The 21,331-nt window shown below is 70.4% G+C and carries 20 protein-coding genes and 1 pseudogene; 8 read left to right on the top strand and 13 right to left on the bottom strand.

The genetic code is table 11. The features are described 5' to 3' along the window. From VGD93_RS15310 to VGD93_RS15285, 6 genes are all read right to left on the bottom strand, one after another. On the bottom strand, window positions 1-4,633 hold a 4,633-nt coding region (locus VGD93_RS15310), incomplete at its 3' end, for an alpha-2-macroglobulin family protein (protein ID WP_395013030.1). Window positions 4,634-4,755: 122 nt separating this feature from the next. Further along, window positions 4,756-6,264, bottom strand: a complete 1,509-nt coding sequence (gene rpoN, locus VGD93_RS15305; RefSeq protein WP_395013029.1) for an RNA polymerase factor sigma-54 — start codon at window positions 6,262-6,264, stop codon at window positions 4,756-4,758. A gap of 110 nt (window positions 6,265-6,374) precedes the next feature. After that, the gene (gene lptB, locus VGD93_RS15300; protein WP_395013028.1) at window positions 6,375-7,133 is read right to left on the bottom strand and encodes an LPS export ABC transporter ATP-binding protein; all 759 of its coding nucleotides are present in this window, start codon (window positions 7,131-7,133) and stop codon (window positions 6,375-6,377) included. After that, complete coding sequence (lptA, locus tag VGD93_RS15295) at window positions 7,130-7,588, bottom strand: lipopolysaccharide transport periplasmic protein LptA (protein ID WP_395013027.1); 459 nt, start codon at window positions 7,586-7,588, stop codon at window positions 7,130-7,132. The genes lptB and lptA overlap by 4 nt, the downstream gene beginning before the upstream one ends. Continuing rightward, window positions 7,585-8,151, bottom strand: coding sequence for a hypothetical protein (locus VGD93_RS15290; RefSeq protein WP_395013026.1), 567 nt, complete (start codon window positions 8,149-8,151; stop codon window positions 7,585-7,587). The genes lptA and VGD93_RS15290 overlap by 4 nt, the downstream gene beginning before the upstream one ends. Window positions 8,152-8,240: 89 nt before the next feature. After that, the gene (locus tag VGD93_RS15285) at window positions 8,241-8,855 is read right to left on the bottom strand and encodes a ribonuclease D (RefSeq protein ID WP_395013025.1); all 615 of its coding nucleotides are present in this window, start codon (window positions 8,853-8,855) and stop codon (window positions 8,241-8,243) included. 206 nt (window positions 8,856-9,061) lie between these two features. On the opposite strand from VGD93_RS15285, the gene VGD93_RS15280 reads away from it, so the two are divergent. Continuing rightward, complete coding sequence (locus VGD93_RS15280; protein ID WP_395013024.1) at window positions 9,062-10,924, top strand: polysaccharide biosynthesis protein; 1,863 nt, start codon at window positions 9,062-9,064, stop codon at window positions 10,922-10,924. 77 nt (window positions 10,925-11,001) lie between these two features. Then, window positions 11,002-11,706 carry a pyrimidine 5'-nucleotidase gene (locus VGD93_RS15275; protein WP_395013023.1) on the top strand — a complete coding sequence of 235 codons (705 nt, stop codon included), beginning with the start codon at window positions 11,002-11,004 and terminating at the stop codon, window positions 11,704-11,706. A gap of 33 nt (window positions 11,707-11,739) precedes the next feature. On the opposite strand, the gene VGD93_RS15270 is transcribed toward VGD93_RS15275, so the two are convergent. Then, on the bottom strand, window positions 11,740-12,603 hold the full coding sequence (locus VGD93_RS15270; RefSeq protein ID WP_395013022.1) for an LOG family protein: 864 nt from the start codon (window positions 12,601-12,603) through the stop codon (window positions 11,740-11,742). 140 nt (window positions 12,604-12,743) lie between these two features. On the opposite strand from VGD93_RS15270, the gene dapD reads away from it, so the two are divergent. The 4 genes from dapD to VGD93_RS15250 all read left to right on the top strand — a co-directional run bounded on the left by dapD (window position 12,744) and on the right by VGD93_RS15250 (window position 15,922). After that, window positions 12,744-13,589: a 2,3,4,5-tetrahydropyridine-2,6-dicarboxylate N-succinyltransferase gene (gene dapD, locus VGD93_RS15265; RefSeq protein WP_395013021.1), complete on the top strand. Its 846-nt coding sequence runs from the start codon at window positions 12,744-12,746 to the stop codon at window positions 13,587-13,589. A 155-nt stretch (window positions 13,590-13,744) separates the two neighbouring features. After that, window positions 13,745-14,041: a DUF4282 domain-containing protein gene (locus VGD93_RS15260; RefSeq protein ID WP_395013020.1), complete on the top strand. Its 297-nt coding sequence runs from the start codon at window positions 13,745-13,747 to the stop codon at window positions 14,039-14,041. 44 nt (window positions 14,042-14,085) lie between these two features. Beyond that, entirely contained in the window at window positions 14,086-15,240 is a 1,155-nt protein-coding gene (gene dapE / locus VGD93_RS15255; RefSeq protein WP_395013031.1) for a succinyl-diaminopimelate desuccinylase, read from the top strand. Between the two features lie 106 nt (window positions 15,241-15,346). Further along, complete coding sequence (locus VGD93_RS15250) at window positions 15,347-15,922, top strand: hypothetical protein (protein WP_395013019.1); 576 nt, start codon at window positions 15,347-15,349, stop codon at window positions 15,920-15,922. 1 nt (window position 15,923) lies between these two features. On the opposite strand, the gene truA is transcribed toward VGD93_RS15250, so the two are convergent. Genes truA through def form a run of 3 tightly spaced genes read right to left on the bottom strand, consistent with a single transcriptional unit; the run spans window position 15,924 to window position 18,109 of the window. Beyond that, entirely contained in the window at window positions 15,924-16,661 is a 738-nt protein-coding gene (gene truA, locus VGD93_RS15245; RefSeq protein ID WP_395013018.1) for a tRNA pseudouridine(38-40) synthase TruA, read from the bottom strand. Beyond that, window positions 16,661-17,584, bottom strand: a complete 924-nt coding sequence (fmt, locus tag VGD93_RS15240) for a methionyl-tRNA formyltransferase (protein ID WP_395013017.1) — start codon at window positions 17,582-17,584, stop codon at window positions 16,661-16,663. The genes truA and fmt overlap by 1 nt, the downstream gene beginning before the upstream one ends. 3 nt (window positions 17,585-17,587) lie before the next feature. Next, complete coding sequence (def, locus tag VGD93_RS15235; protein WP_395013016.1) at window positions 17,588-18,109, bottom strand: peptide deformylase; 522 nt, start codon at window positions 18,107-18,109, stop codon at window positions 17,588-17,590. A gap of 106 nt (window positions 18,110-18,215) precedes the next feature. Between def and VGD93_RS15230 the strand changes: the two genes are divergently transcribed. Together VGD93_RS15230 and VGD93_RS15225 are read left to right on the top strand one after the other, a co-directional pair. Beyond that, a complete protein-coding gene (locus tag VGD93_RS15230) occupies window positions 18,216-19,364 on the top strand; it encodes a DNA recombination protein RmuC (protein ID WP_395013015.1) in 1,149 nt (382 codons plus the stop codon). 112 nt (window positions 19,365-19,476) lie between these two features. Next, window positions 19,477-19,908, top strand: coding sequence for a hypothetical protein (locus VGD93_RS15225; protein ID WP_395013014.1), 432 nt, complete (start codon window positions 19,477-19,479; stop codon window positions 19,906-19,908). Between the two features lie 7 nt (window positions 19,909-19,915). Here VGD93_RS15225 and recR read toward each other — a convergent pair whose 3' ends face one another. The 3 genes and pseudogenes from recR to VGD93_RS15210 all read right to left on the bottom strand — a co-directional run. After that, window positions 19,916-20,512 (bottom strand): recombination mediator RecR, encoded by a 597-nt coding sequence (recR, locus tag VGD93_RS15220; protein ID WP_395013013.1) that lies wholly within the window; start codon window positions 20,510-20,512, stop codon window positions 19,916-19,918. An 85-nt stretch (window positions 20,513-20,597) separates the two neighbouring features. Further along, entirely contained in the window at window positions 20,598-20,921 is a 324-nt protein-coding gene (locus tag VGD93_RS15215) for a YbaB/EbfC family nucleoid-associated protein (protein WP_395013012.1), read from the bottom strand. Further along, a pseudogene (locus VGD93_RS15210) lies at window positions 20,918-21,331 on the bottom strand (DNA polymerase III subunit gamma/tau); the annotation flags it as partial. The gene VGD93_RS15215 and the pseudogene VGD93_RS15210, both read right to left, overlap by 4 nt.

Genomic DNA, 21,331 nt, shown 5'->3' with positions numbered 1-21,331 from the left:
AGGCGGCCGCCGCCCGCGTGCGGTCGCCGTAGAGCGCCAGGGCCGCCCCCAGTTGCGCCTTGGCCAGCGGCGTGCCGAAGGCGTCGAGCCGCGCCTCGGCGTAGTAGCGCAGGTCGCCGATGGCGGCCCGGCCGGCCCGCGCCAGGTCGTAGAGCGCATAGGCCACGTCCTCGCCGCCATTGGAGAAGTCGGCGGCGTAGGCGACCTGGTTGGCGAGGTTGTCGAGGGCCATGCCCAGGGCCTGCTCGGGAACCGCGTGGCCTTCGGCGCGGGCGCGCAACAGCACGTCGGTGACGTAGGCGTCGAGCCACAGTTCGCCGCCGCCATAGGGCCCCCACAGGCCGAAGCCGCCGGCCGAATTCTGCTTGGCGAGGAGGCTGGTCACGGCGTCGGCGATGCGCTGGTCGAGGGCCGCGTCCGTGCCCATGCCGAGCATTTCGGCGACGTCGTTGAGATAGAGCAGCGGGAAGACGCGGCTCGCCACCTGCTCGGCGCAGCCATAGGGGTAGCGGTCGAGCGCCAGCAACAGGCCGGGCACGTCGAGCCGCGCCAGCGGGCCGACGGCCAGCGTCAGCGTGCCGGAATGCGACAGCATGCCGGCGAAATAGCCGGCGTCGATGGTCACCGCCTCGCCCGCGCCGAGCGGCAGCAGCGTGCTCTTGGTCTGCACGCCCGCCGCGGCGCGCACGCCGAGCGTCAGTTCCTTCACCAGCCGGCTGCCGTCGGGCGCGGTGACGGTGAGGGTCAGCTCGTTGTCGCCCAGCGCGGTCGCGGCGAGCGGCAGCACGAGGGACGTGCGTTCGCCCGCGGCAAGCTCCACCGTGGTCTCGCCGGCGGTGGTCGATAGCCCCGCCCCGGTCGCCAGCGCGACGCGATAGGCTCCCGCCGCGCCTGCGACATTGTCGATCTCGACGAGCAGCCGGGAACTGTCGCCCAGGCGCAGGAAGCGCGGCGAACTCAGGTTCACCACCACCGGATCGCGGACCACGATTTCGGCCGTGGCGTGGCCTACCGCCGACGCCGTCCAGGCCATGGCCATGACACGCACGGTGCCGTTGAAATCCGGCATGTCGAAGTTGACGGTGGCGGTCCCGTCCGGCCCCACCGTCACGATGCCCGAATGCAGGGCCACGAGTTCGGTGGTCGCCGGCGGCGCGCCGAGCCGCACGCCGCCGCCGTCGCCGCCCGAGCGGATGGCGCCCGGCATGCCCTGCAGCGGATCGATCAACTGGCCGTAGAGGTCACGCAACTCGACCCCCAGCCGCCGCTGGCCGAAGAACCAGCCGTCGGGATCGGGCGCCTGAAAGCCGGTGAGGTTGAGGATGCCGAGGTCGACGGCGGCGACCGCGACATAGGCCTGTTCCCCGGCGGCGAGGTTGCCCAGCCTGACCGTGGCGGCGAAGGCCTCGCGCGGCAGCGCTTCCTTTGGCGCCTCGAGGCCCACCGCAAGCCGGCGATCGCCCGGCTCCACATCGGCGAAGGCGAGCCCGAGCGCCCGCGCCGGCATGCGCTTCTCCTCGGCGCTGGCCGGCCGGTAGAGCACGGCGGTGACATAGGCCCCCGGCCCCCAGTCCGCGGTGACGGCGAGCGGCACCGAGGCGCCCGACGCCGGGACCTCGACCGCGACCATGTCGATGATGCCGTCGTCGAGCACCATGACCAGCGCCGTGCCGGCGAATTGCGGATCGAGGCGCAGCGTCGCGGTCTCGCCGGGACGGTAGGACTCCTTGTCGAGGGCGACCTGCAGCGTATCGGGCGTGTCCGAGCCCGCCTCGGGGTAGTAGGAGCCGGCGTAGAAGGCGTAGCTCGACGAGGTGGCGCCCGGGCCGGTGCTCTCGACTTCGAGCAGGTAGCGGCCCCAGTCCACGGCGGCGGCGACGGTGACCGGCGCACCGGCGAGGGCATCGACGCGGCCGTTGGCGACTTCGCGATTGCTGGTGATGGCCTCCCAGCGCCACACGCCGCCGTCGCGGTACCATTGGTAGTCGGTCTCGACGCGCGACAGCCGCCACAGCAGCCCGGGCCGCGCCACGCTCTCGCCGTCGGGGGCGACGGCGACGACGTCGAACGCCGCCTCGCCGCCCTGGGCCAGGCCGTCCGCCTCGCTGAAGCGCGGCCGGATGCCGATGCGGTCGCTTTCGGCCCGCACGGCCCGGGTGAGGCTGCGCTCGACGGCGCGGCCGTTGCTGTCGAGCAGGCGCAGCACGAACTGCGCCTCGAGCGGGCGCGTCGTCGGCGGCGGCTCGGGGACGGCCACCTCGGCCGTGGCGCGGCCAGCCTCGTCGGTGACGCCGACAACGCCGCGCGGCTCGCGCGAGGCCTGGACGGGATCGTCGGCGCGGCCGAAGACGTAGCGGGGATAGCCGGCGAGCGTCGTCACCGGCCGCAGCACCACTTCGGCCTCGATGGCGAGGCCGGGGGCGGTGGCGCCGTAGAGATAGCTGGCGGCGACGCTGACCGGGGTGGTGCTGCCGACGGCCACGGCGCCGGCGGGCGCCGTGACCTCGAAGGCCAGCCGCTCGGGCTCGAAATCCTCGACCAGGAAGGTGACGCTGGCCAGCGGATCGGCCTCGGGATCGGCGTGCAGCCGGATGCGCCAGGCGCCGCGCAGCGACTCGGCGAGCACCGGCACGACGGCGAAGTAGCCGCCGGCGCCGGCGTCCTGCAGCACCTCGCGCGTCGCGACGACGCCGTCGGGCCGTTCCACCTCCATGGTCAGCGGCAGGTCGGTGACGGCGGTGGCGTGGCTGTCGCGCAGCAGCGCGGTGAGGAACACCGTTTCGCCGGGCCGGTAGACGCCGCGCTCGGTGGTGGCGAACAGATCGAGCGCGCCGGGCGCGGGCCGACCCTCGACGCCGCGGTCGGTCAAATCGAAGGCGGGCCGCGACAGATCGAGGAAGGCGTAGTCGCCGGCGTCGGTCTCTGCCACCAGCAATTGCGGGGCGCGGCCGCCGGTGCCGCGGGCGAGGCCGGGGGCAAAGCCGAGCCGGCCGCCGGCATCGGTCACCCCCTCCCCCAGGATCTCGTTGTTGACGGCGACCAGCCGCAGGCGCGCCCCGGCGACCGGGCGGGCGCTGCTCAGCGAGCGCACGAAGGCGTGCACGCCGTCGGCGCCAGAGACGGCGGTGAGGCCGAGATCGGTGACGATGAACCACTGCGTCGCCATTTCGCGCCAGTAGTCCTGCTGCGTGCCGGCGACCTTGGCGGTCACCACATAGGCACCGGGCTGGATGTCGCCCAGCACCTCGCGCACGGGGATGGCGGTGGTCGTCATGGCATTGGGCGCGCCGTGCGCGAGTTCGACCTGGCCCTCCCAGAGCTTTTCGCCCGACTGGTCGGCGATGTCCGCCGCCGAATAGCCGTCCAGGGTGCGCCGGAACACGCCGTTGCGGACCGCGGTGGCGATGGAGCGGTCGCCGATGCGGTAGATGGCGACGTCGGCGATGGCGGCGTTCACCGCCGTGATGGGCAGGCCACCCCCGAGCGTGGCGGGCATGACGTAGGCGGTGTTGGCAAAGCCGACGAAGGGAGCGCGGTCGGGGACGTAGACGTCGAGATCGACGTCGTCGAGCAGGCTCTCGCCGGCGGCGGAGGGCAGCCCGGCGCGCAGGCGGATGGCGTAGCGGCGGCCGTGCTCGACGCCCTCCACGCAGATCTGGCTGGCCTCGGTCTCGACGGCGACCGGCGGAGCGCCCTGGACCACGACGTAGGCGGAAAGGTCGGTGCTGGCCGGCGGCAGCGGCTCGGAGAACACGGCGCAGATGCGCGGGGTCGCCGCCTCGGCGTCGACCTGGTGCGAGGTGACGCGGAAGCCGTGCTCGGCGACCGCCCGGTCGAGCCGGCCCTGGACCCCGGCGTCATCGACGAGCGCCACGCTCTGCCGGTAGGTGGCGATCGCCTCGCGCCACATCTCGCGCTGCTCGAGCCCGTGCGCCAGCGCCGCCAGCGCGGCCGCGCGCTCGGCCGTCGCCTCGGCGCGCAGGAAGGCGTTGAGCGCCGCATAGGTGGCGACCGAACCCAGTTCGTAGGCGTTGTTGCCGGCCGCGCGTTCGGCATCGGCGCGCGCCAGCGTCGCGCCGGCGAGCTTCAGCCAGATGGCGGGGTCGTTGGCGACGATGGCCAGCGCCTGGCGGTAGGAGACCGTGGCGGCGGCGGGATTGGCACCGGCCATGGCGGCGTCGCCGGCGGCGACGAGGTCGGCATAGGTGATCCGGGGCGGCGGCGGGTCGGTGCGCGGCAATTCGTCGGCGAAGGCGCGGGCGTAGTAGACGAGGTCGGCCGCGGGGAAGGCCAGTTCGGCCTCGCGCGCGGCGGCGAGCGCCGCCGCGGTCGGCTCCGTCGCGATGCGCCCGGAGGTGGCGCCGGCGAACGGGGTTTCCGGGCCGGCGTCCCCCTTGAGGAAGCACCAGGCCGCCTGCTGGTTGAAGGTGAAGGCACGGCAGGCGCGGTCGGCCTCGCAGGCCGCCCGGCAGGCGTCGAGCGTCGTGTCCTTGCTGACGGCGTAATCGTGGCCGGGCAGGTCGATCCCCGGCAGCAGCGTCACGCTGCGTTCGGCCGGGGTGGCGGCACCGGCGGCGAGCGCAAGGAACAGGCCGGCACCCAGCCCCAGGACAGATCGCAACAGAAGCCGCACGCCCATCTCTCCGGCCCGATGGTGACTTGCGGCGATCCTATGCCGGCGGCCCGGAGGGGTAAAGTGTGGCCGGAATACCGCAAGTGCCTGATGGTGCAGCAGGTTCCGGGCCGGGTTCGGCGCTAGCTGCCGGCGAGGATGGTTGCCCGCTTCTGGCGGCGGCGGATCACCGAGGAGGGAATGTTCATGCCCTCGCGATACTTGGCGACGGTGCGGCGGGCGACCTCGATCCCCTGTTCCTTGTGCAGCACCGCCGCTAGCGTGTCGTCGGAGAGGATGGCGTCGGGCTGCTCGGCCTCGATCAGTTGGCGGATGCGGTGGCGGACCGCCTCGGCCGAGTGGTCGGCCTCGCCGGTGGCAGACGCGAGCGCCGTGGTGAAGAAGTACTTCAGCTCGAACAGGCCGCGCGGGGTCGAGACATACTTGTTGGAGGTCACGCGGCTGACCGTCGATTCGTGCATCTGGATGGCGTCGGCCACCATGCGCAGCGTCATGGGGCGCAGATGCGTGACGCCGTGGCGCAGGAAGCCGTCCTGCTGCTGCACGATCTCGGCCGTGACCTTGAGGATGGTCTGGGCCCGCTGGTCGAGGCTCTTGGCCAGCCAGTTGGCGGTGGCGAGACAATCGGTGAGGAACGCCTTCTCCGCCGCGTCGCGGGTCTTGCCGGCGACGGTGGCGTAGTAGGTGCGGTCGACAAGGACGCGCGGCAGCACCTCGGAATTGAGCTCGATGGCCCAGCCGCCGCCATTGGCCGGGCGCACGAACACGTCGGGCACCACCGCCTCGATGGCGCCGGTCGCAAAGGCGCGCCCCGGCTTGGGGTCGAGCTGGCGGAGTTCGGCCAGCATGTCGACGAGGTCCTCGCGGTCGGCGCCGACGGCGCGGGCGAGCCCGGCCATGTCGTGGACCGCAAGCAGCTCGAGATGGTCGAGCAGCTTCTGCATCAGCGGGTCGAGCCGGTCCTTTTCCCTGAGCTGGAGGGCGAGGCACTCGCGCACGTCGCGGGCGAAGACACCCGCCGGATCGCAGCCCTGGACGAGGCGCAGCACCCGCTCGACGCTGGCCAGGGGAGCGCCTAGCTGCTCGGCCACGGCGTCCAGCCCGACCGTGAGGTAGCCGGCCTCGTCGAGGCCGTCGGTGAGGAAGCGCGCAATCAGCCGGTCGCCGGGATCGGCGAGCAGCAGGCCGATCTGACCGACGAGGTGCTCGGCCAGCGTCGGCCGGGCGGCAACGAACTGGTCGATGTCGGGCGCCTCGCCGCCGTCATGGCCGCCGCGCTCGGCCCACGGTCCCTGCTCGGCGGCGCGGCCGGGGGCGACCTGGTCGGGAAAGACGTTCTCGACCTCGGTATCGTAGCCGCTGGCGATGGTGTCCGCCGACTTGATGCGCTCGGCGTGATCGACGGTGTCCTCGTAGGCGCTGAGCTCCGCCGGCGGCTCGGGCGGCTCGGGCGCGGCATCGCCGTCGCCGCCGTCCTCGCGCTCCAGCAGCGGATTGCGCAGCAGTTCAGCGTCGACGAAGGCGTTGAGCTCGAGATGGCTCAGTTGCAGCAGCCGGATCGACTGCATCAGCTGTGGCGTCAGCGTCAGGCTCTGCGACTGCCGGAATTCGAGCCGCGGCGTGAGGCCCATCGATGATTTCCCCCGCGAATGTTCGCGTCGGACCATGCCGCATGCCTTGGGCAAAAGCAAGTTTTGTGCCAACGGCCAGCGGCCGCATCGGGCAGGCGCGCTGCGCCCGGCTAAACGGAGAAGGACTCGCCGAGATAGACGCGCCGCGCCTCGGGGTCGGCGGTGATGGTTTCGGGCCTGCCCTGGATCATCACCCGGCCGTCGTGGATGAGATAGGCACGGTCGACCAGCGACAGCGTCTCGCGGACGGCATGGTCGGTGATGAGCACCCCGATGCCCCGCCCGGTGAGCTGGCGCACCAGGGCCTTGACCTCGGCCACGGCAATCGGGTCGACGCCGGCGAAGGGCTCGTCGAGCAGCATGAACGCCGGGTCGGCGGCCATGGCGCGGGCGATCTCGACACGCCGTCGCTCGCCGCCGGAGAGCCCGAGCGCGTCGGCACGCTCGAGATGGGCGATGCCGAACTCGTCGAGCAGTTCCCGCAGCCGCGCCTGGCGCCGGGGGCCGGCCGGCACGTGCCCCTCGAGCACGGCGAGGATGTTGTCGCGCACGTTGAGGCCGCGGAAGATCGAGGGTTCCTGCGGCAGGTAGCCGATGCCGAGCAGGCCGCGCTGAAACAGCGGCAGGTCGGTGATCGGGCGGCCGTCGAGCAGGACTTCGCCGCGGTCGGGCCTGACCAGCCCCATGATGATGGTGAACACCGTCGTCTTGCCGGCGCCGTTAGGGCCGAGCAGCCCGACCGCCTCGCCGCGCCGCACGGCGATGGAAACGTCGTGGACGACGGCGGTGCGCCCGAAGCTCTTGGCCAGTCCCGACGCCACCAGCCAGCCGGTCTGGTCGACCCGCCCTTCTGCCTGCTGCTGCCTCATTGCGTCGTGAAGACGCCGGTGACCCGGCCCCCCTTGCCGCCGGAGAACACCGTCGTGTTGTCGACGAGGTTGATGGTGAGTTCGGGGCCGTTGACGGTGCCCGACGCGTTGACCACCGTGACGTTGCCCACGAGCCTCAGGATCTGGGTGCCCGGATCGAACACGGCGCGCTCGCCGGTGGCCTGCTGGTCCTCGGTCTTCAGCCGCACGTGGCCGGTGGCGACGAAGCTGCGGACGTTCTCGGGCCCGCCGGCGCCGTAGTCGACGACGACCTTGTCGGCCCATACGGTGAGGCCGGCGCGCGTCACGACGACATTGCCCGCAAACACCGCCTGGCTGTCGGCCTCGTGCACTTCGAAGCTGTCGGCCGTGACCTTGACCGGGCTCGCCGCCAGCGTAGCCCCGGGCAGCAGCAGCGTGAGGGCGGCAAGGAGCAGCCCGAGCGCCCGCCTCATGGCTCCGCTCCCGCGCCGGGCGTGTCCGCCAGCATCAGCGTCGCCCGTGCGAAGCGCCAGGTGGCGCTGGCGGCGTCGTAGGACATCGCCTCCGCGGTAAGCCGGGCGCCCTGCGGGAAGGTGATGTCGACGGGGCCGCTGCCGGTCACGGCCTCGGCGGCGAAATCGGCGCGCAACCCCGCCACCGCGCCGTGCATGCCCGCGGAATCGGCGAGGCGGGTGACGCCGGCGACGGTCACCGTCTGCCCGCCCGTCTCGAGCTCGGCCGCCTCCGCCCGGGCGCTGAGCACCACGCCGTCCGGCCGGGTGACGGTCAGCACCGCCCCGCTCAGCTCGATGACATTGGTGCGGCCCAGCGCCGAGCGGGCCGAAGCCGCCTCGACGCGGTACGAACTGCCATCGGCGCCGACGCTGGCATAGGACGGCGTGTCGACCACCAGCTGGCCGCGGTCGACGGCAATGCCGGAGAAGCCGAACCGGTCGCCCAGATTGACGAGGAAGAGCTGCAGCACCAGCCCGCCGAAAAGCACCGCCCCGAAGGCGGGCACGGCAATGCGCAGCACGGCGACGACCCGGTTGCGCCTCCGGAGCGCCGCGAAAATGCGATCGCGCTCAACTGCCGTGCCGGTCTGGGCGAAAATGTCGGTTTCCTTCAGCTGTGGGCGAAAATGTCGACCTCGTCCCACCCCATCAGGTCGAGTTCGATGCGGGTGGGAAGGAACTTGAAGCAGGTCTCGGCGAGCTCGGCGCGGCCTTCGCGGCGCAGCATGCGGTCGAGATGGCGCTTGAGATCGTGCAGGTACAGCACGTCGGCGGCGGCGTAGTCGAGCTGGGCATCGGAGATCTTCTCGGCCCCCCAGTCCGAACTCTGCTGCTGCTTGGACAGGTCGATGTTGAGCAGCTCGCGCACGATGTCCTTGAGCCCGTGCCGGTCGGTATAGGTGCGCACCAGCCGCGAGGCGATCTTGGTGCAGAAGACCGGGCCGGTGACGATGCCGAAACGGTGCTTGAGCACGGCCATGTCGAAGCGGGCGTAGTGGAAGATCTTGGTCACCGCCGGGTCGGCCAGCAGCGCCTCGAGGTTCGGCGCCCGCGTCAGGTCGGCCGGGATCTGCACCACGTCGGCGCTGCCGTCGCCCGGAGAAAGCTGCACCACGCACAGCCGATCGCGGCGCGGGTCGAGCCCCATGGTCTCGGTGTCGATGGCCACCTCGCGGCCATAGCGCGCCAGGTCGGGCAGATCGCCCCGGTGCAATCGAACTGTCATGGCGGCCCCTTGGACTATGGACCCGGCTCCTGCCGGTTGCGGTGTTGATGCCACACCCGCCTGGCATTGGAAAGCCCGCAGGAACGGCCGGTGCGGCGGCGGCGCGCGCCGCGCTTGCGCTTTGCGGCACAATAGGATTTGGAATAGCGGCAGCTGCGGCACCGATGGTCTGGGGCCTCCGGCCGGGATCGTAGAATTCTTTGAGCATGTTCGCACCCATCCGTGAGCTGTTGAACGGTCTGCCGCGCCTGTGGAAGAGCGTCATCCTCGTCGTCTTCGACGCCCTGGCGCTCACCGGCGTGCTGTGGCTGAGCTACCAGCTCCGGCTCGGTCCGAGCTTTGCGCCGAACCTGGCGCAGCTCGTGCTGATGGCGCTGGCGCCGGCCGTGGCGCTGCCGATCTTCCTGCGCCTGGGCCTGTACCGCGCCGTCATCCGCTACCTGCCCGAGCGCGCGATCTGGACCATCCTCAAGGCCATGACGCTGGCGACGCTGGCCTGGGTGTTCGTGCTGTTCCTCGCCGAAGCCACCCGCTTCGGCGTGCTGCCGCGCACCGTGCCCATCTTCTACTTCCTGCTCGGCACCATCGTCATCGGCGGCTCGCGCTTCGCCGCCAAGGCGCTGCTGTGGCAGCCCAGCGGCGACGCCGGCACCACGCAGGTGGCGATCTACGGGGCGGGCGACGCCGGCCGGCAACTGGCGGCGGCGCTAAGGGCGCACGGCGGCGGCACCGTCGCCGCCTTCATCGACGACGACGCCAGCCTGCACGGCCGCGACGTGCTCGGCATCCGCGTGCACCCGCCCGAGCACCTGGCCGGCCTGATCGAGGACCTGGGCGTGCGCGAGGTCATCGTCTCCCTGCCCTCGCTCGACGCGACGCGCCGGCAGGCCATCCTCACCGGCCTCAAGGACCTGCCGATCAAGCTCAGGGCGCTGCCCTCGATCAGCGAGATCGCCGCCGGCAAGTACGTCGTCAACCGGTTGCGGGAGATCGACATCGACGACCTGCTCGGGCGCTCCTCGGTGCCGGCCGATCCCGAACTGCTGCGGCAGATGCTGGAGGGGCGGGTCATCCTGGTGACCGGGGCGGGCGGCTCGATCGGCTCGGAGCTGTGCCGGATCATCGTCAAGTGGGCGCCCGCCAAGCTGGTGCTGCTCGAGGCCAACGAGTTCGCGCTCTACCAGATCGAGCGGGCGCTGGCCAAGGACGCGCACATCGAGATCGTCCCGGTGCTCGGTTCGGTGACCGACGACAGGCTGGTGCGGCGAGTCGTCGCGGCGCACCGGCCGCAGGTCGTGTTCCACGCGGCGGCGCACAAGCATGTGCCGCTGGTCGAGGCCAATGCCCTCGAGGGCGTGCGCAACAACGTGCTGGGCACCGACTGCATCGCTCGTGCCGCCTTCGAGGGCGGCGTCGAGAACTTCGTCCTGATCTCGACCGACAAGGCGGTGCGCCCCAGCAACGTCATGGGCGCGACCAAGCGCTGGGCCGAGCTGATCGTGCGCCACTACAACGACCTGGCGCAGCAGGCAGGCCGCGGGCAGCGCTTCTGCGCGGTGCGCTTCGGCAACGTGCTGGGCTCCAACGGCTCCGTGGTGCCGCTGTTCCGCGAGCAGATCGCGGCGGGCGGCCCGGTGACGCTGACCGACCGGCGCATGACGCGGTATTTCATGTCGATCCACGAGGCGGCCGAACTGATCGTGCAGGCGGGGGCGCTGTCGCAGGGCGGCGGCACCTTCCTGCTCGAGATGGGCGAGCCGGTGCGCATTGCCGATCTGGCGGAGAACATGATCCGGCTGGCGGGTTTCTCGGTGCGTTCACCCGCCAACCCGCAGGGCGACATCGAGATCGCCATCATCGGCGCGCGCCCGGGCGAGAAACTGCACGAGGAGCTGTTCTACGACTACAGCCAGGCCGAACGCACGCGCCAGCCCAAGATCCTGCGCTCGCTGGTCGGCGAGCACGCCGACGGCGATGTCGCGGCGGCGCTGGGCGAACTGGCCGCCGCCCTCGACCGGCAGGACGAGCCGGAGGTGCGCCGGCTGCTGTTCGGCTTCATTGCGGCGTAGCGGCGAGGGCCAGCGGCGGCGCGGGCGGGGCGGCGGGCCGTGGTGGATTTGCCGCGCGACTGTGGCATATTGAGTCGATGACCGACCTCACTCCCATACCGCGCTCGCTGGCCCATGTTTCCGACTGGGTGTTCGACCTCGACAACACGCTCTATCCGCGCGCCTGCAACCTGTTCGCGCAGATCGACCTGCTGATCACCCGCTACATGATGGACGTCACCCGGCTGGCGTTCGACGAGGCGCGCGCCCTGCAGAAGGCCTATTACCGGGACTACGGCACGACGCTCAACGGCCTGATGCAGCGCCACGCCGTCGATCCCGACCACTTCCTCAAGACGGTGCACGCCATCGACTATTCGCCGGTGCCGGCGGACCCCGCCCTCGTGGCCGCGATCCGGGCGCTGCCGGGCCGCAAGTTCATCCTCACCAATGGCGACGTCGACCACGCCCGGGCGGTGCTCGCGCGCCTGGGCGGCGGCGACGAGCTGTTCGAGGACATCTTCGACATCCGCGCCATGTCCTTCCGGCCAAAGCCCCTGCCCGAGGCTTACGCGGCCTTCTTTGCGGCGAACGGCATCGACTCCCGGCACGCCGCCATGTTCGACGATCTCGAGAAGAACCTGATGGTGCCGCACGAAACCGGGATGGTGACCGTGCAGGTGGTGGCCGGTCCGGAGTTCGCCCATGCGCAGGTCGAGGACTGGGAGCTCGGGCGGGCCAGCGGCGCCCACGTGCACCACGTCACCGAGAACCTTGCGGCGTTCCTGCGCGCCGTTCCCTGAGCAGCGGCAGCCCTGCCCGGCCGCGCCGACGGCTCAGGCGGGGGACGGCTCCTGCAGCCGCACCTCGGGCAGGTTGTAGAACCGGCGGATGACGCCCCAGCCTTCCTCGGCGGTGTCGACGGTGGTGAACAGGGTGGTGTCGCCGGGCGAGATGGTGCCCTCCTCCTCGAGCACCTCGAGATTGAGCGCGCGGTCCCAGAAATCGCGGCCGAACAGCACCAGGGGAATGCGCTCCATGCGGCCGGTCTGGATGAGAGTGAGCGTTTCGAAGAACTCGTCGAGCGTGCCGAAGCCGCCGGGGAAGATGGCGACGGCGCGCGAGCGCAGCACCAGGTGGATCTTGCGCGTCGCGAAATAGTGGAAGTTGAAGGCCAGCTCGGGGGTGACGTAGGGGTTCGGCGCCTGCTCGTGCGGCAGCACGATGTTCATGCCGATCGACGGCGCCCCGATATCGTGGGCGCCGCGATTGCCGGCCTCCATCACCCCCGGCCCGCCGCCGGTGACGATCACGTAGTCGCGGTAGTCGAGCGCCTTGGAGGTCAGCGAGGCGTACTGGGCGAAGCGCCGGGCCTCGGTATAGAAGCGGGAATTGGCTTCGAGATTGCGCTTCTGCGTCTCGTTCTTGGCCGCCCAGGCGGCCTTGCCGGGCTCCGGAATGCGGGCGCCGCCGAACAGCACGACGGTGGACTTGATGCCGCGCTCGCGCAGGCGCATCTCGACCTTGGTGTATTCGAGCTGCAGCCGTACGCCGCGCAGATCCTCCGAGGTCATGAATTCCTCGTCGACGAAGGCGAGCCGGTAACTCGCCGACTGCGTCTGCGGCGTCACGGGAATGCGCTTGGCGGCGTCGATGTCCTCTACCGAGGTACGCAGCGGGGTCGGAATGCGTCTGGCCATCCTGGCTACTCCAAAATCCTGTCGGAAGCCTCGCACACCCGCCTTAAGGATCAGTGGCGCGCGGTTGACTCGCCCCCTTGCAACGGTAATGTCCGCCGACTTCGGGCGCAGCCCGCGCCGACCCTGCAGCGGAGAACACGATGGCCCACGAAGATCTGGCGACGCGCATCGACGAGGCATTCGACGCACGCGCCGATATCAGCTTTTCGACGCAGGGGCCAGTGCGCGCGGCCGTCGAGGCCGCGCTCGACCTGCTCGACCGCGGCGCCGCCCGCGTCGCCGAAAAGCAGGCCGACGGCACCTGGAAGGTCAACCAGTGGCTGAAGAAGGCGGTGCTGCTCAGCTTCCGGCTCAACGACAACGTGCTCATCGAGGGCGGCCCGGCCGGCAGCTGCTGGTGGGACAAGGTGCCGGCCAAGTTCGCCGGCTGGGGCGAGGACCGCTTCCGCGCCGCCGGCTTCCGCTCGGTGCCGGGGGCGATCGTGCGGCACTCGGCGCATGTCGGCCGCGGCGTCATCCTGATGCCCAGCTTCGTCAACCTGGGTGCCTATGTCGACGACGGCACCATGGTCGACACCTGGGTGACGGTGGGCTCGTGCGCACAGATCGGCAAGAACGTCCACCTGTCCGGCGGCGTCGGCATCGGCGGCGTGCTGGAGCCGCTGCAGGCGGGCCCCGTGATCATCGAGGACAACTGCTTCATCGGCGCGCGCTCGGAGATCGTCGAAGGGGTCGTGGTGGGCGAGGGCTGCGTCATCTCCATGGGCGTATTCATCGGCGCCTCGACCAAGATCGTCGACCGGGCGACGGGCGAGGTCTTCGTCGGACAGGTGCCGCCCTATTCCGTGGTCGTTCCGGGAAGCCTGCCGGGCAGGCCGCTGCCCGACGGCCAGCCCGGCCCCGGCCTCTATTGCGCGGTGATCGTCAAGCGCGTCGACGCGCAGACGCGCAGCAAGACCAGCATCAACGACCTGCTGCGCGACTGAGGACCCGGGTCGACTCGACCGGGACGCCCGCGGCGGCGCCGATTCCTGTTCAAAACCGGCCGGCGGGGGGCTCTCCTGCCGGAACCGCGCCGGAGGCGATTGACAGCTGCTTCCCCGGCCCCGATCGTGGCGCCGGCATCTTTCGGGGGGTAGTCATGTTTCGTGCTTTTCTGAGTTTCGACAGCTTCATCTTTCCCAAGCTGACCAAGCTCATCTACTGGATCGGACTTGCAGCCATCGCGCTGTTCACGGTGATCGGCGCCCTGGGAGCCCTGTTCGCGGGGGGCAGTTCGCATCTGGCCGGCACCGGCTACAACGGATTTGTCGCGTTCCTCGGCATTCTCGTCGGCGGAGCGCTGAGCGCGCTGGTCTGGCGGATCGTCGTCGAGTTGTGGATGGTGCTGTTCTCGATCTACGACGTGCTCAAGGAAATCCGGGACCAGCCGCGGTGATGTCCAGTCCCGCGAGCGACCGGTAGGCGGGCGGGACCATGTCCATCGTCCAGGCGGATCCCATCCCGCTCCTGCAAGACCTTGTCCGCTGCCCGTCGGTGACGCCCACCGACGCCGGGGTCATGGACGTGGTGGAGGCCGCGCTGACGCCGCTCGGCTTCGCCGTCACGCGCCTCACCTTCGAGGGCGACGGCTCGTACCCCGTGGACAACCTGTTCGCCACCCGCCAGCGCGGCGGCAAGCACCTGCTGTTCTGCGGCCATACCGACGTCGTGCCCCCCGGCGACGAAGCCGCCTGGACGCATCCGCCCTTCGCCGCCGAGATCGTCGACGGCAAGCTGTACGGGCGTGGCGCGGCCGACATGAAAAGCGGGGTGGCCGCCTTCATCGCCGCCGCGGCCCGCGCCGTCGCCGACGGCAGCGCCGACCGGGGCACAATCTCGCTCGCCATCACCAATGACGAGGAAGCCGATTCCATCAACGGCATCGACAAGCTGGCCGCCTGGGCGGCGGCCGCGGGGCATCGCTTCGATTTCTGCGTCGTCGGCGAACCGAGTTCGGCAGTACGGCTGGGCGACAGCATCAAGATCGGCCGGCGCGGCTCGCTCAACGGCCGCGTCACGGTGACCGGCGTGCAGGGGCACGTCGCCTATCCCGAAAAGGCCCGCAATCCGCTGCCGGTGCTCGCCGACGTGGTCCGGGCCCTGGGGGGCCGGCTCGACCAGGGCACGGCGCATTTCCCCCCGACCAACCTCGAATTCACCTCGCTCGACGTGGGCAACCCCACTGCCAATGTCATCCCGGCCAAGGCCACCGGCCGCTTCAACGTGCGCTACAACGACGGCTGGACGCCGGCGAGCCTCGAGGCCGAATTGCGCCGGGCGCTCGCCGGGCTGGAGGCGCCGGACTGTACCATCGGACTCGAGGTCATGGGGCGCCCGACGCGGGCCTTCCTGTCCGAGCCCGGCGGCGCGGTCGAGGTGCTGTGCCGCACCATCGAGCGGCTCACCGGGGCACGCCCGGAGCTGTCGACCGCCGGCGGCACGTCCGATGCCCGCTTCCTCGCGCAGTACTGCCCGGTGGTGGAATGCGGCCTGCCCGGGCCGAGCATGCACAAGGTCGACGAGCATGTGGCGATCGCCGACGTCGAAGGACTGGCGGCGCTCTATGCCGCCTTCATCGCCGACTTGTTCCGGTAACTTGGCCCGGGCGGCAACCCGGGCCTTTCGGCACGCTTGCCCCTACCGCCATACGGCTCTACATGGTCACCATGCCCGCGATCCCCGCGGGCGGGCGGAAGGCGAAGTGGCAAACTCCAGAACATTCATCGAGGAAGGGCTGTCGGCCGGTCGCGGGGTGCTCGCCCTGCTGGTCGGCGACCGCAAGGCCGCGCGCTATTTCAATCTCGGCCCGGCCGGCCTCCCCGGCAGTCTCATCGCCGTCCTCGTGGTGGAGCTGGTCGTCTCCTACGGGCCGGTGCTGCTCGGCCTGAGCGGTCGCAGCGGCGGCGCCGGCATCGGCCTGCTGCTGGGCCTGGGGGCCGCCGCCATGCAGGCGGCGATGGTGTGGCTGTTTCTCGGCCTCATCCGGCGCACCGACGGCTTCGTGCCGTTCATGGTCGCCGATTTCTGGGCCAGCGCGCTACTGACCGTGGTGTGGGTGCTGCTGCTCATGGTCGGGCTGCCGCCGCTGTTCGTGACCACCGCTTTCGCGGTCGTTGCCCTCGTCGTCGAGGTCAACATCGCGCGCCTCATCGTCACCCTGCCCCCCCTGCAGGTGGCGGGGCTGGTGCTCGCCCAACTCTTCGGCGGCTTCATCGCGCTGCAGCTGATCGGGCCGCTGCTGGGCCTGCCGCCAGATCTGGCAACGGTCCCGGCCTAGCCTAGTAGTCGACCCTCGTCAGATAGAGGCCGTCCGGCGGGGCCAGCGGGCCGCAGCGCGCGCGGTCGCGCGCATCGAGCGCGGCGCGGAAATCGGCCGGCGTCCACTTGCCCTCGCCCACCAGCTTCAGCGAGCCGACCATGGAGCGCACCTGGCTGTGCAGGAAGCTGCGCGCCCTGGCGGTGACGATGATGCTGTCGGCCTGGCGCGCCACGGCGAGCACGTCGAGGGTCTTGTCGGGCGATTTCGCCTGGCATTCGGCGGCGCGGAAGGTGGTGAAATCGTGCTTGCCCAGGATCAGCTGCGCCGCCGCGTGCATGGCCTCGGCATCGAGCGGCACGGCGACGTGCCAGACCCGTTTCGCGTCCAGGGCCGGGCGGGCCCGGCGGTTGAGGATGCGATATTCGTAGTGGCGGGCAATGGCCGAGAAGCGGGCCTCGAAATCCTCGCCCACCAGCTCGCAGGCGAGCACCGAGACCGGGTGGGGCTTGCTGTGGTAGTTGAGCGCCTCGCGGACACGGAAGGGATCCCAGGCGCGCGCGAGGTCGAAGGTGACGACCTGTCCCAGCGCGTGCACCCCGGCGTCGGTACGACCGGCCGCCTGCGTCACCGCCCGCTCGCCGCTGAAGCGTTCGATCGCCTCCTCGAGCACCTGCTGCACCGAAAGCTGCCCGGCCTGCCGCTGCCAGCCGCAGAAGGGGCTGCCGTCATATTCGAGCGTGAGCCGGTAACGCGGCATCACTCGACGCGCTTGGGCAAGTCCCCGGCGCCGCGCAGGAACGTCGCCGTGTCCATCGCGCCCTTGCCCTCGCGCTGCACCTGGGTGAGCCGTACCGCCCCCGAGCCGCAGGCGATGGTGAGCTGATCGTCGAGCAGCGTCCCCACTTCGCCGGTGCCGGGAACCAGGGTCGAGCGCAGCGCCTTGATGCGGGTCGGGATGCCGTTGAGATCGAGCTGGAACCAGGCCCCCGGGAAGGGCGAGAGGCCGCGGATCAGATTATGCACGTCGGGAGCCGGCCAGCTCCAATTGATGCGGGCCTCGGCCTTCTCGATCTTTTTGGCGTAGGTGACGCCGGCCTCGGCCTGGGGGGTGAAGTCGAGGCTGCCGCGCTCGAGCGCGGCGAGCGCCCGGCTCATCAAGTCGGCGCCGATCACCATCATGGCATCGTGCACCTCGCCCGCCGTCGTGTCGGGTCCGATCGGCATCTCGTTGACGAGGGCGACCGGCCCGGTGTCGAGCCCCTCGTCCATCTGCATGACCATGACGCCGGTGCGCGTATCCCCCGCCATCACCGCGCGCTGGATCGGGGCCGCGCCGCGCCAGCGCGGCAGCAGCGAGCCATGCAGGTTGAGGCAGCCGAAGCGCGGCGCCTCGAGGATCGGCTTGGGCAGGATCAGCCCATAGGCAACGACGACGGCGACGTCGGCATCGTGCAGGGCGAAGACGCCCTGCTCGTCGGCCCCCTTGAGCGAGGCGGGCGTGAGCACGGGGATGCCGAAGCCTTCGGCGGCGAGGTGCACCGGCGACTTGCGCTCGGCCTGGCCGCGGCCGGCCGGACGGGGCGCGCGGGTATAGACGGCAGCGACCTCGTGGCCGGTGGCAACGATCTCGGCGAGCGTGGGGACGGCAAACTCCGGCGTCCCCATGAAGACGATGCGCATGGGCTAGCCCGCACGCCTGGCGAGCTTCTCGGCCTTCTGGAACTTCTTCAGCACCCGGTCGCGCTTCAGCCGGGAAAGATAATCGATATAGAGTACGCCATCGAGGTGATCGATTTCGTGCTGGATGCAGATCGCCAGGCGCTCGCCGGCGTCGCGCTCGATGACGCTGCCGTCGAGATCGGTATAGCGCACGGTGATCTCGGCCGGCCGCTCCACGTCGTAATAGAGCTCGGGGATCGACAGGCACCCTTCCTCGGTGACCACCGTCTCCTCGGAAAAGCGCAGGATCTCCGGGTTGACCATGACGATGGGCGCCGGGGCCTCGTCCTCCTTGGCCAGGTCCATGACGACGAGGCGGCGGAGTTCGCCCAGCTGCGTCGCGGCGAGCCCGATGCCGGGCGCGGCATACATGGTTTCAAGCATGTCGTGCGCCAGCTGCTTGATGGTGTCGTCGATCTCTTCGATCGGATCGGCCACCGCGCGCAGGCGCGCGTCGGGCAGCACGAGGATGGGGCGTTTGGCCATGGAGTCGGTCCTTACGGGAGGCTTGGGCTGAATATGGTATTTCCGGGCACAGGGTCAACAGCACGAACGCGAACGAATCGGCAACCGAATCGGCTAGAGTGACGCGATGGAGCGCGTAATTTTCACCCTTGGCGACACGCCCGTGACGCTGGAGACGGTCCTGCTCGCGGCTGCCGGCGGCTTTGCCGTGCTGCTCGTCGTCGTGCTGGCGCTGGTCTGGCGCCTGGCGGCAGAGAAGCAGGAGGAAGCGGCGGCCGCCGCGCTGCGCCGCGCCGAATCGGAGCGGGTGCTGGCCGAGTTGCTGCAGAAGCACTCGGAGATGACCGGCCGGATGCAGACGATGGCGGAAATCTTCGGTTCGCGCACCTCCGACCTTGCCCGCATGATGAACGAGCGCATGGACGCCCAGGGCCAGCGCCTCGGCCAGGCGCTGCAGGAAACCACCGCCAAGACCACCGAGAGCCTGGGTCGGCTCAACGAGCGGCTGGCGGTGATCGACCGGGCACAATCCAACATCACGCAGCTGAGCGAGAACGTCGTCTCGCTGCAGGCGATCCTCGCCAACAAGCAGACGCGCGGCGCCTTCGGGCAGGGCCGCATGGAAGCCATCATCGTCGACGCGCTGGCCCCCGGCGCCTACGCCTTCCAGCATGAATTGTCCAACCGCAGCCGCCCCGATTGCGTGGTGTTCATGCCCAATGGCGGCCCGGCCCTGGTCATCGACGCCAAGTTCCCGCTCGAAAGCTGGCAACGGCTGGCGGCGGCACAGACGCCGGACGACGCGAAGCTGGCGATCGCCGGCTTCAAGACCGACATGGGCGTGCATATCCGCGCCATTGCCGAAAAATACCTCATTCCCGGCGAGACGCAGGACACCGCCTTCCTGTTCGTGCCGTCGGAATCGATCTTCGCCGACCTGCACGAGAAGTTCGAGGACGTGGTGCAGCGCGCCATCAAGGCGCGGGTGGTCATCGTTTCCCCCTCCATCCTGATGCTGTCGGTGCAGGTCATGCAGGCGCTGCTGCGCGACGTGCGCATGCGCGAGGAAGCCCACAAGATCCAGAAAGAGGTGCGCGAACTGCTCGCCGATGTCGGCCGACTCGACGACCGCGTGCGGAAACTGCAGACGCATTTCCAGCAGGCCAGCAACGACATCGGCGACATCCTCACCTCGTCCTCGAAGCTGACGCGCCGCGGCGAGCGGATCGAGGCCATGGACTTCGAGGAGCCACGCGAGCGGCTGGCCGGCGAATAGGCCCGCGATCTCCGGCACCGACCAGCCCCCCTGCGCCCGCGGCGGTCGGCGGCGTGAACCGCCCGTCGTTTCGCGCGTTTCACCGCCATACGGGCGCTGCAGGGAGAACACCGTGATCCACAGCAACGGCAATGGCGACATCGTCGGCCAGGACACCGAGATCGGCGAGGACGACGACATCCCCGGCATCGGCCAGCCGCTGAGCCAGGCCGAGATCGAGGAACTGCTCTACAACGAGGCGTGGCCGGCCGAGCTGCGGCTCGAGCGGCTGAGGGCGTTCCGTGACGAACTGATGAGCCGGGAGGCCGCCGATTTCGGGGCCGCGGACCCGCACACGCTGCTGCGCGAGGTGGAGGCGGCCATCGCCAGCCTCGAGGCGCCGGGCGGGGAGGAGATGGACCCCGCCGCCATCGACCACAACCCCGCCGACCATCGCGAGACGCTGGCGCCCGATTCCGACGAGCTCGAGGCGATCGAGGAGGAGGACGAGGCGTCGCTGGCCGAGGACATCCCGGAGGAGGATATTCCGCCCCGCCTCGAATAGAGCCGGCTCAGATCTCCGTCCGCGCCTTGAGCGCCTGGCTCAGCGTGCCCTCGTCCAGATAGTCGAGTTCGCCGCCGACCGGAACGCCGTGGGCGAGGCGGGTCACCTTCACCCCTGAGCCGGCCAGCCGGTCGGTGATGTAGTGGGCCGTGGTCTGGCCTTCGACGGTGGCATTGACGGCGAGCACGATCTCGGAAAACTCCGGCGCCCGCTGCAGCAGCTGATCGATGGCGAGGTCGTCGGGGCCGATGCCGTCGAGCGGCGACAGCACGCCGCCGAGCACGTGGTACCTCACCGCCCCTACCCCGGCGCGCTCCAGCGCCCACAGATCGGCCACGTCCTCGACGACGATGAGCAGGCCCGCTTCGGCGCGGCGCGGATCGGCACAGATGTGGCAGGGCGAGCGCGTGTCGACATTGCCGCAGATCTCGCAGGTGGTGACCGCCGCGACGGCGCGCTCGAGCGCGGCCGAGAGCGGGATCATCAGCTGCTCCTTCTTCTTGATGAGCTGCAGCACGGCGCGGCGGGCCGAACGCGGCCCCAGCCCCGGCAGGCGCGCCAGGAGCTGGATCAGTTGCTCGATCTCGGGGCCGCCGTTGGACATGGTGAGTGGTGGACGGTGATCGGTTGAAGGGGGCAGGCGCAGGCCACGGGAAGCGCGAGCCGGCTCGGTGGGCCGGCGCTGCCCGTCAGAACGGGAACTTCATGCCGGGTGGCAGCGGCAGGCCGGCGGTCATTTCCTGCATCTTGGCCTGGGCTTCGGCCTCGACCCGCGCCTTGGCGTCGGCATGGGCGGCCAGCAGCAGGTCCTCCAGCACCTCGACGTCGTCCTCGCGGAACAGGGAGGGGTCGATCTTCACGCCCTTGAGTTCGCCCTTGCCGTTGAGCGAAACGGCGACGAGCCCGCCCCCGGACCTGCCCTCGACGACGAGACTGCCCAGGCTGTCCTGGAAGTCGGCCATCTTCGACTGCAGCTCCTGGGCCTTCTTGACCATGCCCATGATGTCTTTCATTCGTCGTCGTCCTCTTCTTCGTAGGCGGTGACCGGTGGCAGCTCGGGCATGGGCCCGCCGGGCTCACGCACGATGACGTTGGAGACGCGGGCGCCGGGGAAGGTCTCGAGGATCGCCTGTACCAGGGGATCCTCGTGCGCGGCGCTGAGTTCGGCCCGCTGCCGCGCCTCCTCGAGCTCCTTGATGGTGGGGCCGGCGGGCGCCGCGCTCGACACGCTGACCATCCAGCTGCGGCCCGTCCACTGCTTGAGCCGGGCCGACAGCGTCTGGATGATGCCGGGATCGGCGCCATCGGCCAGCGCCACTTCCAGCCGCCCCGCGGTGCAGGAGATCGGCCGGAGCGAGGCTTCGAGGGCGCGCTTGACGATGAGGTCGCGCTTTTCTCCGGCGAGGGCGATCAGCTCCATGTA

It is taken from the genome of Devosia sp. (genome assembly GCF_036406155.1).
GTDB lineage: Bacteria > Pseudomonadota > Alphaproteobacteria > Rhizobiales > Devosiaceae > Devosia_A.
Note: the sequence above shows the minus strand (reverse complement) of the source record. Positions and strands in the feature narration are given on the sequence as shown.